Raw genomic sequence first — 16,287 nt, forward strand, 5'->3', positions numbered from 1 at the left:
CGCCGGGGTCAACAGCCAGAAGGTCGAGACCGATCAGGTCGCCACTGCCATGAACGAAATGGCCGCCACCGTGCAGGAAGTTGCGCGCAACGCCGAAGAAGCCTCCGAAGCCGCCGTCGCCGCCGACCAGCAGGCCCGTGAGGGCGACAAAGTGGTCGGCGAAGCCATCGCACAGATCGAACGCCTGGCCAAGGAAGTCGGCCACTCCACCGAAGCCATGGGCGAACTCCAGCGTGAAAGCGACAAGATCGGCAGCGTGCTGGACGTGATCAAGTCAGTGGCCCAGCAAACCAACCTGCTGGCGCTCAACGCGGCCATCGAGGCTGCCCGTGCCGGTGAAGCCGGGCGTGGTTTTGCCGTGGTCGCAGACGAAGTCCGCAGCCTGGCCCAGCGCACCCAGAAGTCCACCGAAGAGATCGAAGAGCTGATCGTCGGCCTTCAAAACGGCACCCAGCAAGTCGCGACCATTATGGACAACAGCCGTACCCTGACCGACAGCAGTGTCGAACTGACCCGCCGCGCCGGGGGCTCACTGGAAAGCATCACCCGCACCGTCTCGGCGATACAGGCGATGAACCAGCAGATTGCTGCAGCCGCTGAACAGCAAAGCGCCGTGGCGGAAGAGATCAATCGCAGCGTGCTGAATGTGCGAGATGTGTCGGACCAGACGTCGGCGGCAAGTGAAGAGACGGCGGCGTCCAGCGTTGAGCTGGCGCAGTTGGGGACGCATTTGCAGATGCTCGTGGGCAGGTTCAAGGTATGAGTGAAACCCCATCGCGAGCAGGCTCGCTCCCACACTGACCGGCTCAAACACAACGCCTGTGCCAGGCACCGGCCCTGTGTGCGAGCCTGCTCGCGATTGGAACGGCGCGGTGTAACTTTGAAACCCAAAAAAAACCCGCTTTCGCGGGTTTTTTATTATGCCAACTGAGGCTGTTCGCTCATTGGTTTGAGCGGTAGCAGCGGCGCGTGCGGATCGGCCTTCACCGATTTGCGCCATGCGCCCAGCCACTCGGCGTGGCCTTCGCTCCAGACCTGCTCATGCAGGCGAGCCAATGCCACCGGGTCGCTCAACAGTTGCACACGCTCGTTGTTGGTCAGACCTTCAGGACCGACTTTCATCGCGTGGCGAACCCGCTCGATCCGCAACCATTCAATCGGCTCGGCCTGATTGTGCCGGGAGGTCGCCAGCGAGCACGCCAGGGCGTTCTGCTGCGGATCGACCACCGAACGGACGAAGCCGTCGTTCAGCGCATGCCAGCGGTTTTCGTGGGTGTACTGGTCGGTTGCCAGCAAGGCCTGCGGCGGATTGTATTCCTCAGGAATCAGGAACAGGCTCTCGTCACGGGACTTCAGGCCCAGACCGACGCGGCTGGAGATCACCGATACCGGGATCGACAGCATCAACGAACCGACAATCGGCACCAGCCACCACAGGAAGCTCGGGTTCAGCCAGATCACCAGCATGGCCCAGAAGAAGCCCAGCAAGGTCTGCGGACCGTGACGCTTGACCGCTTCGCTCCACGGCGTGGAGTCGTCGTCTCGTTGCGGCGAGTTCCAGGTCGCGGCCCAGCCGAGGAACGCGGCGAGGACGAAACGGGTGTGGAAGATCATCCGCACCGGCGCCAGCAGCATGGAGAACAGCATCTCCAGCAGCATCGACAGGGTCACCTTGAACTTGCCGCCGAACTCTTTCGCGCCCTTGGCCCAGATCAGGATGATGCTCAACAGTTTCGGCAGGAACAACAGCACGATGGTGGTCGAGAACAGCGCAATCGCCTTGTCCGGGTGCCATTGAGGCCACAGCGGATAGAGCTGACGCGGTTCGAGGAAGTACTGCGGCTCCATCAGCGTGTTGACCGCCAGCAGCGCGGTCGACAGCACCAGGAAGAAGAACCACAATGGCGCCGACAGGTAGGACATCACGCCAGTCAGGAACACCGCGCGGTGCACCGGGTGCATGCCCTTGACCAGGAACAGGCGGAAGTTCATCAGGTTACCGTGGCACCAGCGACGGTCACGCTTGAGTTCGTCCAGCAGGTTTGGCGGCAGTTCTTCGTAGCTGCCCGGCAAGTCGTAGGCAATCCACACGCCCCAGCCGGCACGGCGCATCAACGCGGCTTCAACGAAGTCGTGGGACAGGATCGAGCCGGAGAACGCGCCTTTACCGGGCAACGGCGCCAGGGCGCAGTGGTCGATGAACGGCTTCATGCGGATGATCGCGTTGTGGCCCCAGTAGTGCGACTCGCCCAGCTGCCAGAAGTGCAGGCCGGCGGTGAACAACGGGCCATACACACGAGTGGCGAACTGCTGCATGCGCGCATACAGGGTGTCCATGCCCGACGCCCGTGGCGCGGTCTGGATGATCCCGGCGTCCGGCGTGGCTTCCATCAGGCGCACCAGACTGGTCAGACACTCGCCGCTCATCACGGAGTCGGCATCGAGTACGACCATGTACTTGTAGTCACCACCCCAACGACGGCAGAAGTCGTCGAGGTTGCCGCTTTTACGTTTTACGCGACGACGACGGCGGCGATAAAAGATCTTGCCGAAGCCGCCGGCTTCGCGGCAGACATCCAGCCAGGCCTGTTGCTCTGCGACACAGATATCGGCGTCGTTACTGTCACTGAGGACGAAGAAGTCGAAACGGTCCAGGTCACCCGTGGCCGCAACCGACTCGAAGGTCGCCCGCAGACCGGCGAATACCCGTGGCACGTCTTCGTTGCAGATCGGCATCACCAGTGCGGTGCGCGCATCCTTTGGAATCGGCTCGTTGCCGGCACTTTTACCGGAGATACGGTATTTATCGTGACCGGTCAGCAATTCCAGGAAGCCCATCAGCGCGGTCCAGAAACCGGCCGATACCCAGCAGAACAGAATCCCGAACAGGATCAGGATGCTGGTCTGCAAGGCATACGGCAGCACTTGCGTGGCAGTTTGCAGCAGCGGTTGGTGCAGCACTTCGTTGAGGTCGACGAACGACCAGCCCTGGTACGGCATGATGCCTTTCATGTACCAGCCGGCGACGATGGTCTGGCCGAGCATCAGCAGCAACAGAATGTAGCGACGGATCGATCCGACGGTGCGCCAGCGCGCGGCCGGCAGGACACGTTCGTCCTTCGGCGGCTTCGGCGGGTTGGTACGACCGGTCATCCGGCGCCAGCCACGCACCAGAATGTTGGTGCGCCACGGCTCCGGCACGACCTTGGTCCGCCGGATCGGCGGGGTCGCCTTGAGGCAGACCCGGCCGTTGGCGTCGAGCGCCAGCATTTCCGCGTCCTGCAGCTCTTCGGCGGTGCTCAGGGTCAGGCGTTTGCCCACCGAAGCCTGGGCGGCTTCGGTCGGGGCGTCGAACGTCGACGATGACAGGCGTTCATGCAATTCGCTGAAAGACTGGCAGCCCGCGAGTTCCGCGCGCTGCTGGTCGGTCATCGGCAGATGCGCCAGATACTCGGAAAGAGTTTCTGGCCGTACTTGTGAGTTACTCATCGGCAGGCAACTGATAGCTCCAGGTCTCGGTCAGGACTTCTTCAGTCGGGGCCGATTCCGGTGTGGCTGGGGCCGCGTCGGCAGCGGCAGGCTGCTTGGCGTCTTTATTGGCCTTGTCCTTGGCATCTGCAACAGGCTTCGCTTCAGCCTGCTTGGCCTCCGCTTGCTTGGCTTCCTTGTCCGCTTTCTCTTGTTGCTTGGCGGCAACCTTGTCGGCCTTGGCAACCGACGAGTTCGACGACGGAAGCGAAGTCTTGGCCAGGTCCGCAGGCACGATGTTCTGCACCAGCGCGGCACGCATCTCGGTGGACTTGCCCGGGTCCTTGATCTTCATCCGCAGGGTCAGGCGCCAGCCCTTGGTTTCAGGGTTGTAGCGCACGCTGTTTTCCACCAGCTCGGCGTTGTCACCGACGCTGACCTGGCTGCGAACTTCCGCATCGGCCGGCAAAGCCGCCAGGGACGGGCCTTCGAAGTCCACCAGGTAGGCAACGCTGCCGTCCGGCTGACGAATCAGGTTGGACTGTTTGACGTCACCGGTGGAACGCAGGGTCTGTTTGACCCAGGCGCTGTCCGGCGCGTGAATCGAGTCTTCATCCATGGTCCAGTGCATACGATAAGCGACATCGAGCGGCTGGCCAGGTTCCGGCAATTTTTCCGGGTTCCAGAAGGCAACGATGTTGTCGTTGGTTTCGTCGGCGGTCGGAATCTCGACCAGGTCGACGGTGCCCTTGCCCCAGTCACCCTTCGGCTCGATCCAGGCGCTTGGGCGCTTGTCGTACCGGTCGTCGAGGTCTTCATAGTGGCTGAAGTCGCGGCCACGTTGCAGCAGACCAAAGCCGCGCGGGTTTTCCACGCTGAAGTTGCTCACGGCCAAGTGTTTCGGGTTGTTCAGCGGACGCCAGATCCACTCGCCGTTGCCGGCATGGATCGCCAGACCGCTGGAGTCGTGCAGCTCGCGACGGTAGTTCAGTACTTTCGACGGCTGGTTGGCGCCGAACAGGTACATGCTGGTCAACGGGGCGATACCCAGTTTGCCGACCTTGTCACGCAGGAACATCTGCGCCTTGACGTCGACGATGGTGTCGCTGCCCGGACGCAGGGTCAGGCGATAGGCACCGGTGGCGCGAGGAGAATCCAGCAGGGCGAAGATCACCAGGTGCTTGTCGCCTGGCTTGGGCTGCTGGATCCAGAACTCGCGGAAACGCGGGAATTCTTCGCCGGACGGCAATGCGGTATCCAGCGCCATGCCGCGAGCGGACAAACCATAGACGTGACCCTTGCCGACGACGCGGAAGTAGCTCGCGCCGAGCATGGTCATGATTTCGTCTTGCTTGTCGGCCTTGTTGATCGGGTACAGCACACGGAAACCGGCATAACCCAGTTGTTCGGTGGCCTTGGGATCGAACTGCATGTCGCCGAAGTCGAAACGACTCGGGTCGTACTTGATCTCGTCGACGGTGTTCGCGGTGATTTCGTTGATTTTCACCGGCGTATCGAAATGCATGCCCTGGTGATAGAAGGACAGCTTGAACGGCGTCTTCTGATCAGCCCACTCGGCTTTTTCCGTCAGAAAACGAATTTTCTGATAGTCCGCGAACTTCATGTCGCGGAACTCGTTTGGCAGGTTACTGCGCGGCGCTTCGTATTTCTGCGCGGCCAGCTCTTTTGCCTTGGCCGATACATCATCCAGACTGAATGCCCAAAGCTGACCGGCGCTGAGCAGGCAGAGCAGTGCAGAGCCCGCTACCAGGGCGCTGCGTAACCGTTTGGCAGACAATTTTGGTGCGTTACAGGGACTAACAATCACGAGCAACCCTCGCCGAAAACAGATCAAAAAACCAACGGCCAGTTAAAGGGTCTGCACGGTGTACGGTATGAAAAAACCGCCCTTGCAAACCACTCTTGCCAAGTTGGCGAGCATTGTTCCGACTCCGCTGGGGCGAAATGATTCCCCAATCGGATCAGGACAAGTCTCTACCTAAGTCAAAATGGACCAACGAACGCTGATCCCCGTAGCGCGGGATTATCTAGTAGGCCGCGTTACAACGCATCAGGGGTAACAAAGTATTTATCGCGAAAAAGCCCTGTTTTCAGTCGAAATGAACGTAAAAACTTGTTTCAAACGCTTTCAGGTCTGTAACAGGAAGGTTACCGGGCCATCATTGACCAGGTGCACCTGCATATCCGCGCCGAATCTACCTGATGCCACAGTGCCATGCACCTGTTTCGCTTTGTTCAATAGATAGTCGAATAGTTCCTCGCCCAGCGCCGGAGGGGCCGCAGTCGAGAAACCCGGACGCAACCCGCTTTTGGTATCGGCAGCCAGGGTGAACTGAGAGACCAGCAGCAGCCCGCCGCCCACATCCGCCAGGGACAGATTCATCTTGCCCTCAGCGTCACTGAATACCCGATAGTTAAGCAGTTTATTAAGAAGTTTGTCGGCGCTGGCCCGCGTATCGTCGGGCTCGACGGCTACCAGGACCAGCAATCCCTGATCGACGGCACCCACGATCTCACCCGCGACCTCGACTCGCGCGCCGCGCACCCGTTGCAGCAGGCCCTTCATGCTTCTTCAGGCGGCAGGTCGAGCAGACGCCGGGCCATCTGATTGGCGGCGCGTACCAGAGCGTCAGTGATGCCAGGCTCGGATGCGGCATGACCGGCATCGCGGATGACCTGCAGTTCGCTGTTCGGCCAGGCTTGATGCAATTCCCAGGCGTTATCCAGCGGGCAGATCACGTCATAACGACCATGGATGATCACGCCGGGCAAATGGGCGATCTTGCCCATGTCGCGGATCAACTGGTTCTGCTCCAGGAACGCGTGGTTGCTGAAGTAGTGGCATTCGATGCGGGCAATCGACAACGCACGTTGTGGTTCGGAGAAGCGATCGACTACCAGCGGGTTGGGACGCAGGGTCGCGGTGCGGCCCTCCCAGGTGGACCAGGCCTTGGCCGCGTGCATCTGGGCAATCTGGTCGTTGCCGACCAGACGCTTGTGGAACGCGGTAAGCAAGTCGTCTCGCTCGTCCAGTGGGATCGGCGCGATGTAGTCCTGCCAGTAATCGGGGAACAGGCGGCTGGCACCGGCCTGGTAGAACCATTCGATTTCCTGCGGACGGCAGAGAAAGATCCCGCGCAGGATCAGGCCGTGTACCCGCTCAGGATGGGTTTGCGCGTAGGCCAGCGCCAGGGTCGAACCCCAGGAGCCGCCAAACAGCACCCACTTGTCGATGCCCAGGTGCTGGCGAATCCGCTCGAGGTCGGCGACCAGGTCCCAGGTGGTGTTGTTTTCCAGGCTGGCGTGGGGCGTGGAGCGACCGCAGCCACGCTGATCGAAAGTGACAATGCGATAGAGGTTGGGATCGAAGAAGCAACGACTCTGGGCATCACATCCGGCCCCGGGGCCGCCGTGGATGAACACTACCGGCAAACCTTCCGGTGAACCGCTTTCGTCGACATACAGCGTGTGGGTTTCGTCGACGGCCAGATCGTGCCGGGCGTGGGGTTTGATCTGCGGGTACAAAGTCTGCATTGCGCACTCCGTAAGGGGTCGAGGTCATCCCTGGGGGGACTTCTATTATTCTGCCGTCCGGCATCATAAACCCGAATTACGTCAATGAGCATGCCCGTGCAGAGTCAGAGTTTTGCCGACAGATATCCGAACAAGGTTTCGTACAGCGCATCCACCTCGGCCACCCGCCCTCGGGCCCGCAAACAGCCATGGACCAAACCCTCGCCGACATGCAGCGTGGCAACCACGCCCGAGGCATTGAGTCGCTCGGCATACAGCACGCCGTCATCACGCAGCGGGTCGAATTGCGCCACGGCGATCAATGCCGGTGGCAGTCCGCTGAAATCCGTGGCGAGCAATGGCATGGCGTAGGCGTTCGGATGGCGGGTGCCTTGCAGGTAAAGCGCGTGATAGCAATCAACGTCACTGCTGCTGAGTAATGGCGCGTCGATGCACTCACTGCGCGACGGCAGGCGGTGATCGCCGCCCAACCCCGGATAGATCAGCACCTGCGCGCACGGCAGCGGTTCGCCGGCATCGCGCAGCGCCAGGCACAAGGCCGCCGCGAGGTTGCCACCGGCACTGTCGCCGGCCACCAGCGTACGCTCCGGGTCGATTTGAAACGGTCCGGCGCGCAGTGCTCGCCAGACCTTAAGGCAGTCATCGAACGCGGCGGGAAACGGATGCTCCGGTGCCCGGCGGTAATCGACGGCGATCACCCGTACACCGAGTGTCGATGCCACTTCGACGCAGATGAAATCGTGGGAGTCGAGGTCCCCCACCACCCAGCCGCCGCCATGCAGATAAACGATGCACGACGCACCGCTGACCGGTGGCTGATAGGAACGAACAGCAACACCGGCCAACTCGAAATCGACCACATGCAACCCGGCGGGGCGTGCCGGAGTAAACGCCCGGCACATCTCGCTGTAGGCCTGGCGCAACCCGGTAATGCTGCTGTCGGTGCTGTTGAAACTCAGGGTTTTGTCGACGAATGCTGTCATCTGTTTGGAAAGCGGGTAAGGAGCCATGAGCCTGGTGCCCGTTGATTCAGAGGGTTTGGATTGAAATGATCCCTGTGGCGAGGGAGCTTGCTCCCGTTGGGCTGCGAAGCAGCCCCATATTGCACGACTCGCTGTTTAACTGACTCACCGAGGCGCTGAGCTTGCGAGTGCTGCGCACTCGGACGGGAGCAAGCTCCCTCGCCACAAAATCACAAAGACCGGGGGGTCAGTTCTTCAGGCTGGCCTGAACCGTGGCCACGCCATCCTTGCCATCAAAGCTGCTGACACCCGCCAGCCAGCGCTGCAAGTCTTCGGGATGGTCACGCAGCCATTTTTTCGCGACATCCTGAGCCGTTTGGCGCTCCATGATCGGCACCATCAACTGACTTTCCTGGGCGGCGGTGAACGTCAGGTTTTCCAACAGCCGATTGACGTTCGGGCAGCGCTCGGCGTAATCCGGCGCGGTCACGCTGGAGACCGTCGCGGCGCCTTCATTCGGCCCGTAGACGTCTTCGCTGCCGGTCAGGTAGTCGATCTTCATGTTGATGTTCATTGGGTGCGGGGTCCAGCCGACAAACACCACGAACTCCTTGCGATTCACCGCCCGCTGCACGGCCGCCAGCATCCCGGCCTCACCGGACTCGATCAGTTTGAAGTCTTTCAGGCCAAAGTGATTGGTCTCGATCATGGTCTTGATCGTGGTGTTGGCGCCGCTGCCCGGCTCGATGCCGTAGATCTTGCCGCCGAGTTGATCCTTGAACTTCGCGATGTCGGCGAAGGTTTTCAGACCGGCCGCTGCCACATAGTCAGGGACCGCGAGCGTGGCCTGGGCATCGGCCAGGCTCGGCTTGTCCATGACCTTGACCTGATTGGCGGCCACGAAGGGTGCGATGTTTTTATCCATTGCCGGTTTCCAGTAACCGAGGAAGATGTCCAGGCGCTTGTCGCGGATGCCGGCGAAGATGATTTGCTGCACGGCGCTGGTTTGCTTGCTTTCGTAGCCCAGACCGTTGAGCAGCACATCGGCCATGCCGCTGGTGGCGATCACGTCGGTCCAGTTGACCACGCCCATGCGCACGGTTTTGCAGGAGGCATCGTCCGCGGCCATGGCGCCGGCGCTCAGCAGAGCGGTGCCGCAGAAGATTGAGAGACAGCGGGTGAACAGACCTTTGGGGCTTGTCATAGAGAGCATTCTCGTGCGGCAGCGGATTATTGTCGGGGCGGTGTCTTTGTGCACCGTGGCCAGAACATTACGCAGCAGACGAGTGGTGAAAGCGACCTGTGGCGACCGTGTTTTGCACAGTGGCGACTGTCAGCCTAACCTGTAGGAGCGAGCTTGCTCCGGGCGGCGTTCCGACGATGGTCGAGAACGGTAACGCGCCCAGTCAGACACCCCGCGACATTCTCTGGTTTTTCGCGAGCAAGCTCGCTCCTACAGAGACCGTACCAAGCCTTAATGCCCGTAGTGCTTTCCGCCCCAGGCCAACAAGCCTTGCAGCAACTCCTTGAGCACCACCCGCGTCGGTTCTGCCAGATCCGGGCGATAGCGGAACGGCTCGAATTCTTCCATGTACGTGCACTGCCCCAACTCTAGCTGCACCGCGTGGATGTTCTCGGCCGGATTGCCGTAATGGCGGGTGATGTGCCCGCCCTTGAAGCGCCCGTTCAGCACGTGGGTGTAATTGTCGTGAAGCGCGCAGATCGCTTCCAGTTGGGTCGCAAGCTGTGGATCGCAACTGGCGCCGTTGAAGGTGCCGAGGTTGAAGTCCGGCAACTTGCCGTCGAACAGGTGCGGGATGATCGAGCGGATCGAGTGCGCATCGAACAGAAGCGCATAGCCGAACTCGGCCTTCAATCGCGCCAGTTCCTGCTGCAGTGTGCTGTGGTATGGCGTCCAGATTTGCTCAAGATAGGTTGCCCGCTCTTCCTTCGAAGGCTCCAGCCCTTCACGGAACAATGGCACGCCGTCGAACAACGTGGCCGGGTACAGACCAGTGGTCGCGCCCACGTACAGCGGCTTGTCGTCGGACGGCCGGTTCAGGTCGATGACGAACCGCGAGTACTCGGCGGCCAGGGTACTGGCGCCCAGTTCGGCAGCGAAATCGTAAAGCTGCGGGATGTGCCAGTCGGTGTCCGGCAGGCTTTTCGAGTCAGGGATCAACCCGGCTTCGACCGCAGGCGTCAGGCGTACACCAGCGTGAGGCATGCTGATCAGCAGCGGTACGCGGCCTTGTTTGAAGTTCAGAACCTTATCCACAACAGATCTCCTACAGACTTGATTCGACGCCGTGGCGCACGACGCGTTTTTCCAGGTCGCCGCCCAGCCAGTAACACAGGTCGGCCGGACGATCGATTTGCCAGGCGACGAAATCCGCGACCTTGCCGGCTTCCAGCGAACCATGGGTGTCGGCCATGCCCAGCGCGGTGGCGGCGTGGATCGTCGCGCCGGCCAGGGCTTCTTCCGGGGTCATGCGGAAGCAGGTGCAAGCCATGTTCAGCATCAGGCGCAACGACAGTGCCGGCGAGGTACCGGGGTTGAGGTCGCTGGCGATGGCGATTTTCACGCCATGTTTGCGCAGGGCTTCCATTGGCGGCAATTGGGTTTCGCGCAGGAAATAAAAGGCGCCGGGCAACAGCACCGCGACCGTACCGGACTTGGCCATGGCGATGGCGTCGTCCTCGGTCATGAACTCCAGGTGATCGGCGGACAACGCGTGATAACGCGCCGCCAGGCTTGAGCCGTGCAACGACGACAATTGCTCGGCGTGCAACTTCACTGGCAAACCCAACTTCTGAGCGGTGATGAATACACGCTCAACCTGCGCAGGCGAGAACGCCAGGTATTCGCAGAATGCATCCACCGCGTCCACCAAACCTTCGGCGGCCAAGGCCGGGAGCATGTCGGCGCAGATGTGATCGATATAGTCGTCAGCGCGGTCCTTGTACTCTGGCGGCAGGGCATGAGCCGCCAGGCAGGTGCTGCGCACGCTGACCGGCAGTTCGGCGCCGAGGCGACGGGCCACGCGTAACATCTTGCGCTCGTTGGCCAGGTCCAGGCCGTAGCCAGACTTGATTTCGATGCTGGTGACACCATCACGCATCAGGCTTTTCAGGCGCTTGGCGGCACTGGCGAACAGTTCATCTTCGCTGGCTGCGCGGGTGGCGCGCACGGTGCTGGCGATGCCGCCACCGCTGGCGGCGATTTCCGCGTAGCTGACGCCTTGCAGGCGCTGTTCGAATTCGCCGCTGCGGTTACCGCCGAACACCGTGTGAGTGTGGCAGTCGATCAGGCCCGGTGTGACCCAGGCCCCGTTCAAATCATTGACGGCCGGGTACTCGCCCGCCGGCAACTCACCGCGCGGGCCGATCCACTCAATGTGCGCTCCTGACGTCACGATGGCCGCGTCCTCGATGATCGAGTAGACGCCTTGTGCCATGGTTGCGACGTGACAGTGTTGCCAGAGAGTTTTCATCCGTGGCCTCCATTAGGTTATCGATGAGAAAAAGTAGGATCCTGCGTCACCAGGGCTGCCTGGCCCGCCGCCGGTTTCACCCACGTCAGGTAAGCCAGCACCAGCAACACGATCCAGACCACGCCGACGATCAGCGCTGCCTGGGTGTCCGGGAAATAGCCCAGCACGCCGAAGATGAACAGCATGAATGCAATCGCCGCCGCCGGCGCATAGGGCCAGAGCGGTACCGGGAATTTCAGTTGTGCAACCTGCTCGGCGCTCATGGACCGGCGCATGGCCACTTGGGTCACCAGAATCATCAGCCAGACCCACACCGTGGCAAAGGTCGCGATGGAAGCGATCAGCAGGAACACGTTTTCCGGGATCAGGTAGTTCAGCAATACGCCCAGCAACAGCGCGGCACTCATCACCACCACCGTCATCCATGGCACGCCATTGCGCGACAGGCGGGCGAAGCCCTTGGGGGCATGCCCTTGTTGGGCCAGACCGAACATCATGCGGCCAGCGCCGAAGATGTCACTGTTGATCGCCGAAATCGCCGCCGTGATCACCACGATATTGAGGATGGTGGCCGCCGAGCTGATCCCCAGCTTATCGAAAATCTGCACGAACGGGCTGCCCTGGCTGCCGATCTGCTGCCATGGAAAGATCGACATCAGCACCAGCATCGTCAGCACGTAGAACAGCAGAATCCGCAACGGTACGGCATTGATCGCCCGGGGCAGCACGTGCTGCGGGTCTTTGGCTTCACCTGCCGTTACGCCGATGATTTCAATACCGCCAAACGCAAACATCACCACCGCGAAAGAAGCAATCAGACCGCCCATGCCATTGGGCATGAAGCCGCCCTGGGTCCAGAGGTTGCTGATGTCGGTCGCTTGGCCGGGGGCCGAGCTGATGCCGAACAGCATGATGCCGAAACCACCCAGGATCATCGCGACGATGGCCGCGACCTTGAGCAGCGAGAGCCAGAACTCCATTTCACCGAAGACTTTGACGTTGCACAGGTTCAGGCCGCCGACGATGGAAACGACACCCAACACCCAGATCCAGCGGGAGACTTCCGGGAACCAGAAGCCCATGTAGATACCGAATGCAGTGACGTCGGCCATGCCGACGATGACCATTTCGAATGCGTAGGTCCAACCGAGGATGAAGCCCGCCATCGGCCCCAGGTAGGTGCTGGCGTACTGGCCGAAAGAGCCGGCCACCGGGTTGTGCACCGCCATCTCACCGAGGGCGCGCATGACCATGAACACCGCCGCGCCACCGATCAGGTAAGCGAGCAGTACCGCAGGCCCGGCCATTTGAATGGCCGAGGCGGATCCATAAAACAGCCCGGTGCCGATCGCCGACCCCAGCGCCATGAAGCGAATATGTCGGGCAGAGAGCCCGCGTTTCAAACCTTTTTCTGGCTGTTGCATTTCTCGTCCCTAATTATTGTTATTCGACGCAAAATCGAATCGCTGGCAAGCCAGCTCCTACAGGTTCAGCGTGATCCATGTGGGAGCGGGCTTGCTCGCGAAGGGGCAATTACAGGCTAGGCAGCAACTTCGCCGTCACCAGCTCGTTCAAGCAACGCGAGGCCAACAGCTCAGACGCCGCATTGATGTCCGGCGCGAAGAAGCGGTCCTTCTCATAGAAAGGCACGTCGTTACGCAGGATGGCCCGAGCCTTTTCCAGTTTCGGCGAGGTTTTCAGGCCGTTGCGCAGGTCCAGGCCCTGTACCGCCGCCAGCCATTCCACCGCGAGAATCCCACGGGTGTTTTCGGCCATTTCCCACAGACGCTTGCCAGCCGCCGGAGCCATCGATACGTGGTCTTCCTGGTTGGCGGAAGTCGGCAGGCTGTCCACCGAATGCGGATGGGACAACGCCTTGTTCTCGCTGGCCAGTGCGGCCGCGGTCACCTGGGCGATCATGAAGCCGGAGTTCACGCCACCGTTGGCCACCAGGAACGGCGGCAGTTGCGACATGTGCTTGTCCATCATCAGCGAGATACGGCGCTCGCTCAGGGAACCGATTTCAGCGATGGCCAGCGCCATGTTGTCAGCGGCCATGGCCACCGGCTCGGCGTGGAAGTTGCCACCGGAGATCACGTCACCTTCAGCGGCGAACACCAACGGGTTGTCGGAAACAGCGTTGGCTTCGATCGCCAGCACTTCGGCTGCTTGACGGAACTGGGTCAGGCAGGCGCCCATGACTTGTGGCTGGCAACGCAGGGAGTACGGGTCTTGTACCTTCTCGCAGTTTTCGTGGGAGTCGGAGACTTCGCTGCGCTCGCCCAGCAGGTCGCGATACGCGGCGGCGGCGTCGATCTGGCCTTTCTGGCCACGGGCAGCGTGGATGCGGGCGTCGAACGGCGAACGCGAGCCCAGGACCGCTTCAACGGTCAGGCCGCCCAGGGCCAAAGCGCCAGCGAACAGGTCTTCACCTTCGAACAGGCCACGCAGGGCAAACGCGGTAGACACCTGAGTGCCGTTGAGCAGCGCCAGGCCTTCTTTCGCGGCCAGGGTCAGCGGGGTCAGACCTGCGACTTTCAGCGCTTCGGTGGCTTCCATCCACTCGCCTTTGTAGCGCGCCTTGCCCTCGCCCAGCAGTACCAGCGACATGTGGGCCAGAGGCGCCAGGTCACCGGAAGCACCGACCGAACCTTTCAATGGAATGTGCGGGTAAACCTCGGCGTTGACCAGGGCGATCAGCGCGTCGATCACCACACGGCGGATGCCAGAGAAACCACGGCTCAGGCTGTTGACCTTGAGCACCATGATCAGCCGCACCAGCTCATCGCTGATCGGCTGGCCGACACCGGCGGCGTGGGACAGCACCAACGAGCGCTGCAGGTTTTCCAGGTCTTCGCTGGCGATGCGGGTCGAGGCCAGCAGGCCGAAACCGGTGTTGATGCCATAAGCGGTGCGGTTCTCGGCGAGGATCTGTTCCACGCAGGCAACGCTGGCTTCGATCTGGGCCGAGGCGCTGTGGTCGAGGGTCAGTTTCACCGGCTGCTGATAGACGTCACGCAGTTGGGCGAGGCTCAGTTGGCCGGGAATCAGGTTTAGCGAAGTCATTTTGTGCTCCTTTTGAGAGTTGTTATTAACTCACCAGACGCTCCGGAGATGTCCGTTGTCCGTCGCGTCTGCCTTTTGGGGAGCCGCGCCTTGGCACGCTGGTGTTGTTGAAATCAGTTCAGGTTAGGAAAAGCGTTGTGCAGCAAAATCGGGTCTTTCAATACCGCGGCAGCGGCGGCGATGTCCGGTGCCAACCAGCGATCCTGGTCGTAGGGGGCAACGTGCTCGCGCAGCAGACGCCAGGCAACATCGGTGCCCGCGCCGAAGCGTTGTTCTTTGAGGAACTCGAACGCCTGGGCCGCCAGCAAATACTCGATGGCGAGGATCTGCGTGCAGTTTTCCAACGCGCGATGCAGCTTCAGCGCGGCGTTGGTGCCCAGGCTCAGGTGATCTTCCTGCAGGCCCGATGTTACGTAGTTATCCAGCACCGCCGGTTGTGCCAGTTGGCGGTTTTCCGCGCACAGCGAAGCGGCGACGTATTGCACGATCATCATCCCGGAGTTCACCCCCGGGTTGGCCACCAGGAACGCCGGCAGACCGCTGACGTGCGGGTTGATCAATCGGTCCAGGCGACGCTCGGCGATGGAGCCGATTTCCGCCATGGCAATCGCCAGCAGGTCCGCCGCCATTGCCACGGACTGGCCGTGGGGGTTGGCCTGGGACACCACGCGGTAATTGTCAGCGGTGCCCAGCACCATCGGGTTATCGGTGGTGCCGTTGAGTTCGGTTTCGATCTGCCTGGTCGCGTGTACCAATTGGTCGCGAGCGGCGCCGTGCACCTGCGGGATCGAGCGAATGCTCAGGGCATCTTGCGTGCGAATCCCTTTGCTCTGGGCAATCACTTCGCTGCCGTCGAGCAAGGCCCGCAGGTTGATCCCGACCTGTTGCATGCCCGGGTGCGGCTTCAGCGCGATGATCTCGGCATCGAACGCGTCGATCTGCCCGCGCTGGGCTTCAAAGCTCATGGCACCAATCACGTCAGCCCATTCCAGCAGGCGCGTGGCATCGGCAATCGCCAGGCAGCTCAGGCCAGTCATGCACGGCGTACCGTTGACCAGGCACAAACCGTCCTTGGCACCGAGCTTGACCGGTTGCAGGCCTGCTTCGGCCAGCGCTTGCTGCGCGGAAACGACCTCGCCGCGATAGCTGACATTACCGACACCCAGCAGCGAGATGCCGATGTGCGCCATGTGGGTCAGGTAGCCCACGGAACCCTGGGACGGCACTTGCGGGGTGATGCCACGGTTGAGCAGCGCCAGCAGTGCTTCGACGACCTGACGGTGCAAGCCGGAATTACCATGGCTGTAGTTGACGATGGCGGCGCACATGATCGAGCGGGTCTGCTCGTTGGTCAGTGGCGCGCCAACGCCGCAAGCGTGGCTGAGCAAGGTGTTGCGCGACAACTGGCTGAGTTGTTCGTCCTGCAGCGAGACGTTGCACAGCGCGCCCAGGCCGGTGTTGATGCCGTAGGCGCGTTCGCCGCTGGTGACGATGCGCTGGACGATGGCCTGCGCGTTTTCGATGCGCGCCCAGATCGGCGCCGACAGCTCAAGCTGTGCGCCATGACGAGCAACGGCGACCACGTCCTGCCAACTGACCTGCGCCTCGGTGATAACGATTTTTTCAGCCTGGGACATCTTCAACCTCTGCGTACAAACCTGAATTTTGATGCAGCTTCACCGGCCTCATCGCGAGCAAGCTCGCTCCCACAATGGATCTCCGGTGTTCACAAAATCCCTGTG

General features: G+C 61.4%; 12 protein-coding genes. 1 reads left to right on the plus strand and 11 read right to left on the minus strand.

What is annotated here, in order from left to right; translation table 11 throughout:
* The first annotated feature begins 49 nt into the window (after positions 1–49).
* Complete coding sequence (locus tag KGA85_RS31415; RefSeq protein ID WP_411741744.1) at positions 50–763, plus strand: methyl-accepting chemotaxis protein; 714 nt, start codon at positions 50–52, stop codon at positions 761–763.
* A gap of 155 nt (positions 764–918) precedes the next feature.
* Here the strand turns inward: KGA85_RS31415 and mdoH are convergent, their stop codons facing one another.
* From mdoH to hutH (KGA85_RS15140), 11 genes are all read right to left on the minus strand, one after another.
* Complete coding sequence (gene mdoH / locus KGA85_RS15090; protein WP_223457558.1) at positions 919–3,489, minus strand: glucans biosynthesis glucosyltransferase MdoH; 2,571 nt, start codon at positions 3,487–3,489, stop codon at positions 919–921.
* Positions 3,482–5,296: a glucan biosynthesis protein G gene (locus tag KGA85_RS15095; RefSeq protein WP_223457556.1), complete on the minus strand. Its 1,815-nt coding sequence runs from the start codon at positions 5,294–5,296 to the stop codon at positions 3,482–3,484. Before KGA85_RS15095 ends, mdoH begins: the two co-directional genes overlap by 8 nt.
* Before the next feature lie 321 nt (positions 5,297–5,617).
* On the minus strand, positions 5,618–6,055 hold the full coding sequence (dtd, locus tag KGA85_RS15100; protein ID WP_223446469.1) for a D-aminoacyl-tRNA deacylase: 438 nt from the start codon (positions 6,053–6,055) through the stop codon (positions 5,618–5,620).
* Positions 6,052–7,023: a prolyl aminopeptidase gene (gene pip / locus KGA85_RS15105; protein WP_150726550.1), complete on the minus strand. Its 972-nt coding sequence runs from the start codon at positions 7,021–7,023 to the stop codon at positions 6,052–6,054. Before pip ends, dtd begins: the two co-directional genes overlap by 4 nt.
* A gap of 104 nt (positions 7,024–7,127) precedes the next feature.
* Positions 7,128–8,033 carry an alpha/beta hydrolase gene (locus KGA85_RS15110; protein WP_223457554.1) on the minus strand — a complete coding sequence of 302 codons (906 nt, stop codon included), beginning with the start codon at positions 8,031–8,033 and terminating at the stop codon, positions 7,128–7,130.
* 199 nt (positions 8,034–8,232) lie between these two features.
* Positions 8,233–9,189, minus strand: a complete 957-nt coding sequence (locus KGA85_RS15115) for a choline ABC transporter substrate-binding protein (protein ID WP_223457552.1) — start codon at positions 9,187–9,189, stop codon at positions 8,233–8,235.
* 270 nt (positions 9,190–9,459) lie between these two features.
* On the minus strand, positions 9,460–10,263 hold the full coding sequence (gene hutG / locus KGA85_RS15120; RefSeq protein WP_223457550.1) for an N-formylglutamate deformylase: 804 nt from the start codon (positions 10,261–10,263) through the stop codon (positions 9,460–9,462).
* A gap of 10 nt (positions 10,264–10,273) precedes the next feature.
* On the minus strand, positions 10,274–11,479 hold the full coding sequence (gene hutI / locus KGA85_RS15125; protein WP_223457548.1) for an imidazolonepropionase: 1,206 nt from the start codon (positions 11,477–11,479) through the stop codon (positions 10,274–10,276).
* A gap of 17 nt (positions 11,480–11,496) precedes the next feature.
* The gene (locus KGA85_RS15130) at positions 11,497–12,903 is read right to left on the minus strand and encodes an amino acid permease (protein WP_223457546.1); all 1,407 of its coding nucleotides are present in this window, start codon (positions 12,901–12,903) and stop codon (positions 11,497–11,499) included.
* Positions 12,904–13,012: 109 nt separating this feature from the next.
* Positions 13,013–14,545, minus strand: a complete 1,533-nt coding sequence (hutH, locus tag KGA85_RS15135; protein WP_223532763.1) for a histidine ammonia-lyase — start codon at positions 14,543–14,545, stop codon at positions 13,013–13,015.
* A gap of 113 nt (positions 14,546–14,658) precedes the next feature.
* Positions 14,659–16,182, minus strand: coding sequence for a histidine ammonia-lyase (gene hutH, locus KGA85_RS15140; protein ID WP_223457543.1), 1,524 nt, complete (start codon positions 16,180–16,182; stop codon positions 14,659–14,661).
* Positions 16,183–16,287: the final 105 nt, after the last annotated feature.

This window comes from Pseudomonas sp. GL-B-12 (genome assembly GCF_019955895.1).
Lineage (GTDB): Bacteria > Pseudomonadota > Gammaproteobacteria > Pseudomonadales > Pseudomonadaceae > Aquipseudomonas.

What these genes read in the sequence shown, in the direction of transcription:
- dtd (WP_223446469.1), bottom strand. Translation starts at nt 6,055, where the DNA reads ATGAAGGGCCTGCTGCAACGGGTGCGCGGCGCGCGAGTCGAGGTCGCG.
- hutH (WP_223457543.1), bottom strand. Translation starts at nt 16,182, where the DNA reads ATGTCCCAGGCTGAAAAAATCGTTATCACCGAGGCGCAGGTCAGTTGG.
- KGA85_RS31415 (WP_411741744.1), top strand. Translation starts at nt 50, where the DNA reads ATGAACGAAATGGCCGCCACCGTGCAGGAAGTTGCGCGCAACGCCGAA.
- KGA85_RS15110 (WP_223457554.1), bottom strand. Translation starts at nt 8,033, where the DNA reads ATGGCTCCTTACCCGCTTTCCAAACAGATGACAGCATTCGTCGACAAA.
- mdoH (WP_223457558.1), bottom strand. Translation starts at nt 3,489, where the DNA reads ATGAGTAACTCACAAGTACGGCCAGAAACTCTTTCCGAGTATCTGGCG.
- pip (WP_150726550.1), bottom strand. Translation starts at nt 7,023, where the DNA reads ATGCAGACTTTGTACCCGCAGATCAAACCCCACGCCCGGCACGATCTG.
- hutI (WP_223457548.1), bottom strand. Translation starts at nt 11,479, where the DNA reads ATGAAAACTCTCTGGCAACACTGTCACGTCGCAACCATGGCACAAGGC.
- KGA85_RS15130 (WP_223457546.1), bottom strand. Translation starts at nt 12,903, where the DNA reads ATGCAACAGCCAGAAAAAGGTTTGAAACGCGGGCTCTCTGCCCGACAT.
- hutH (WP_223532763.1), bottom strand. Translation starts at nt 14,545, where the DNA reads ATGACTTCGCTAAACCTGATTCCCGGCCAACTGAGCCTCGCCCAACTG.
- KGA85_RS15115 (WP_223457552.1), bottom strand. Translation starts at nt 9,189, where the DNA reads ATGACAAGCCCCAAAGGTCTGTTCACCCGCTGTCTCTCAATCTTCTGC.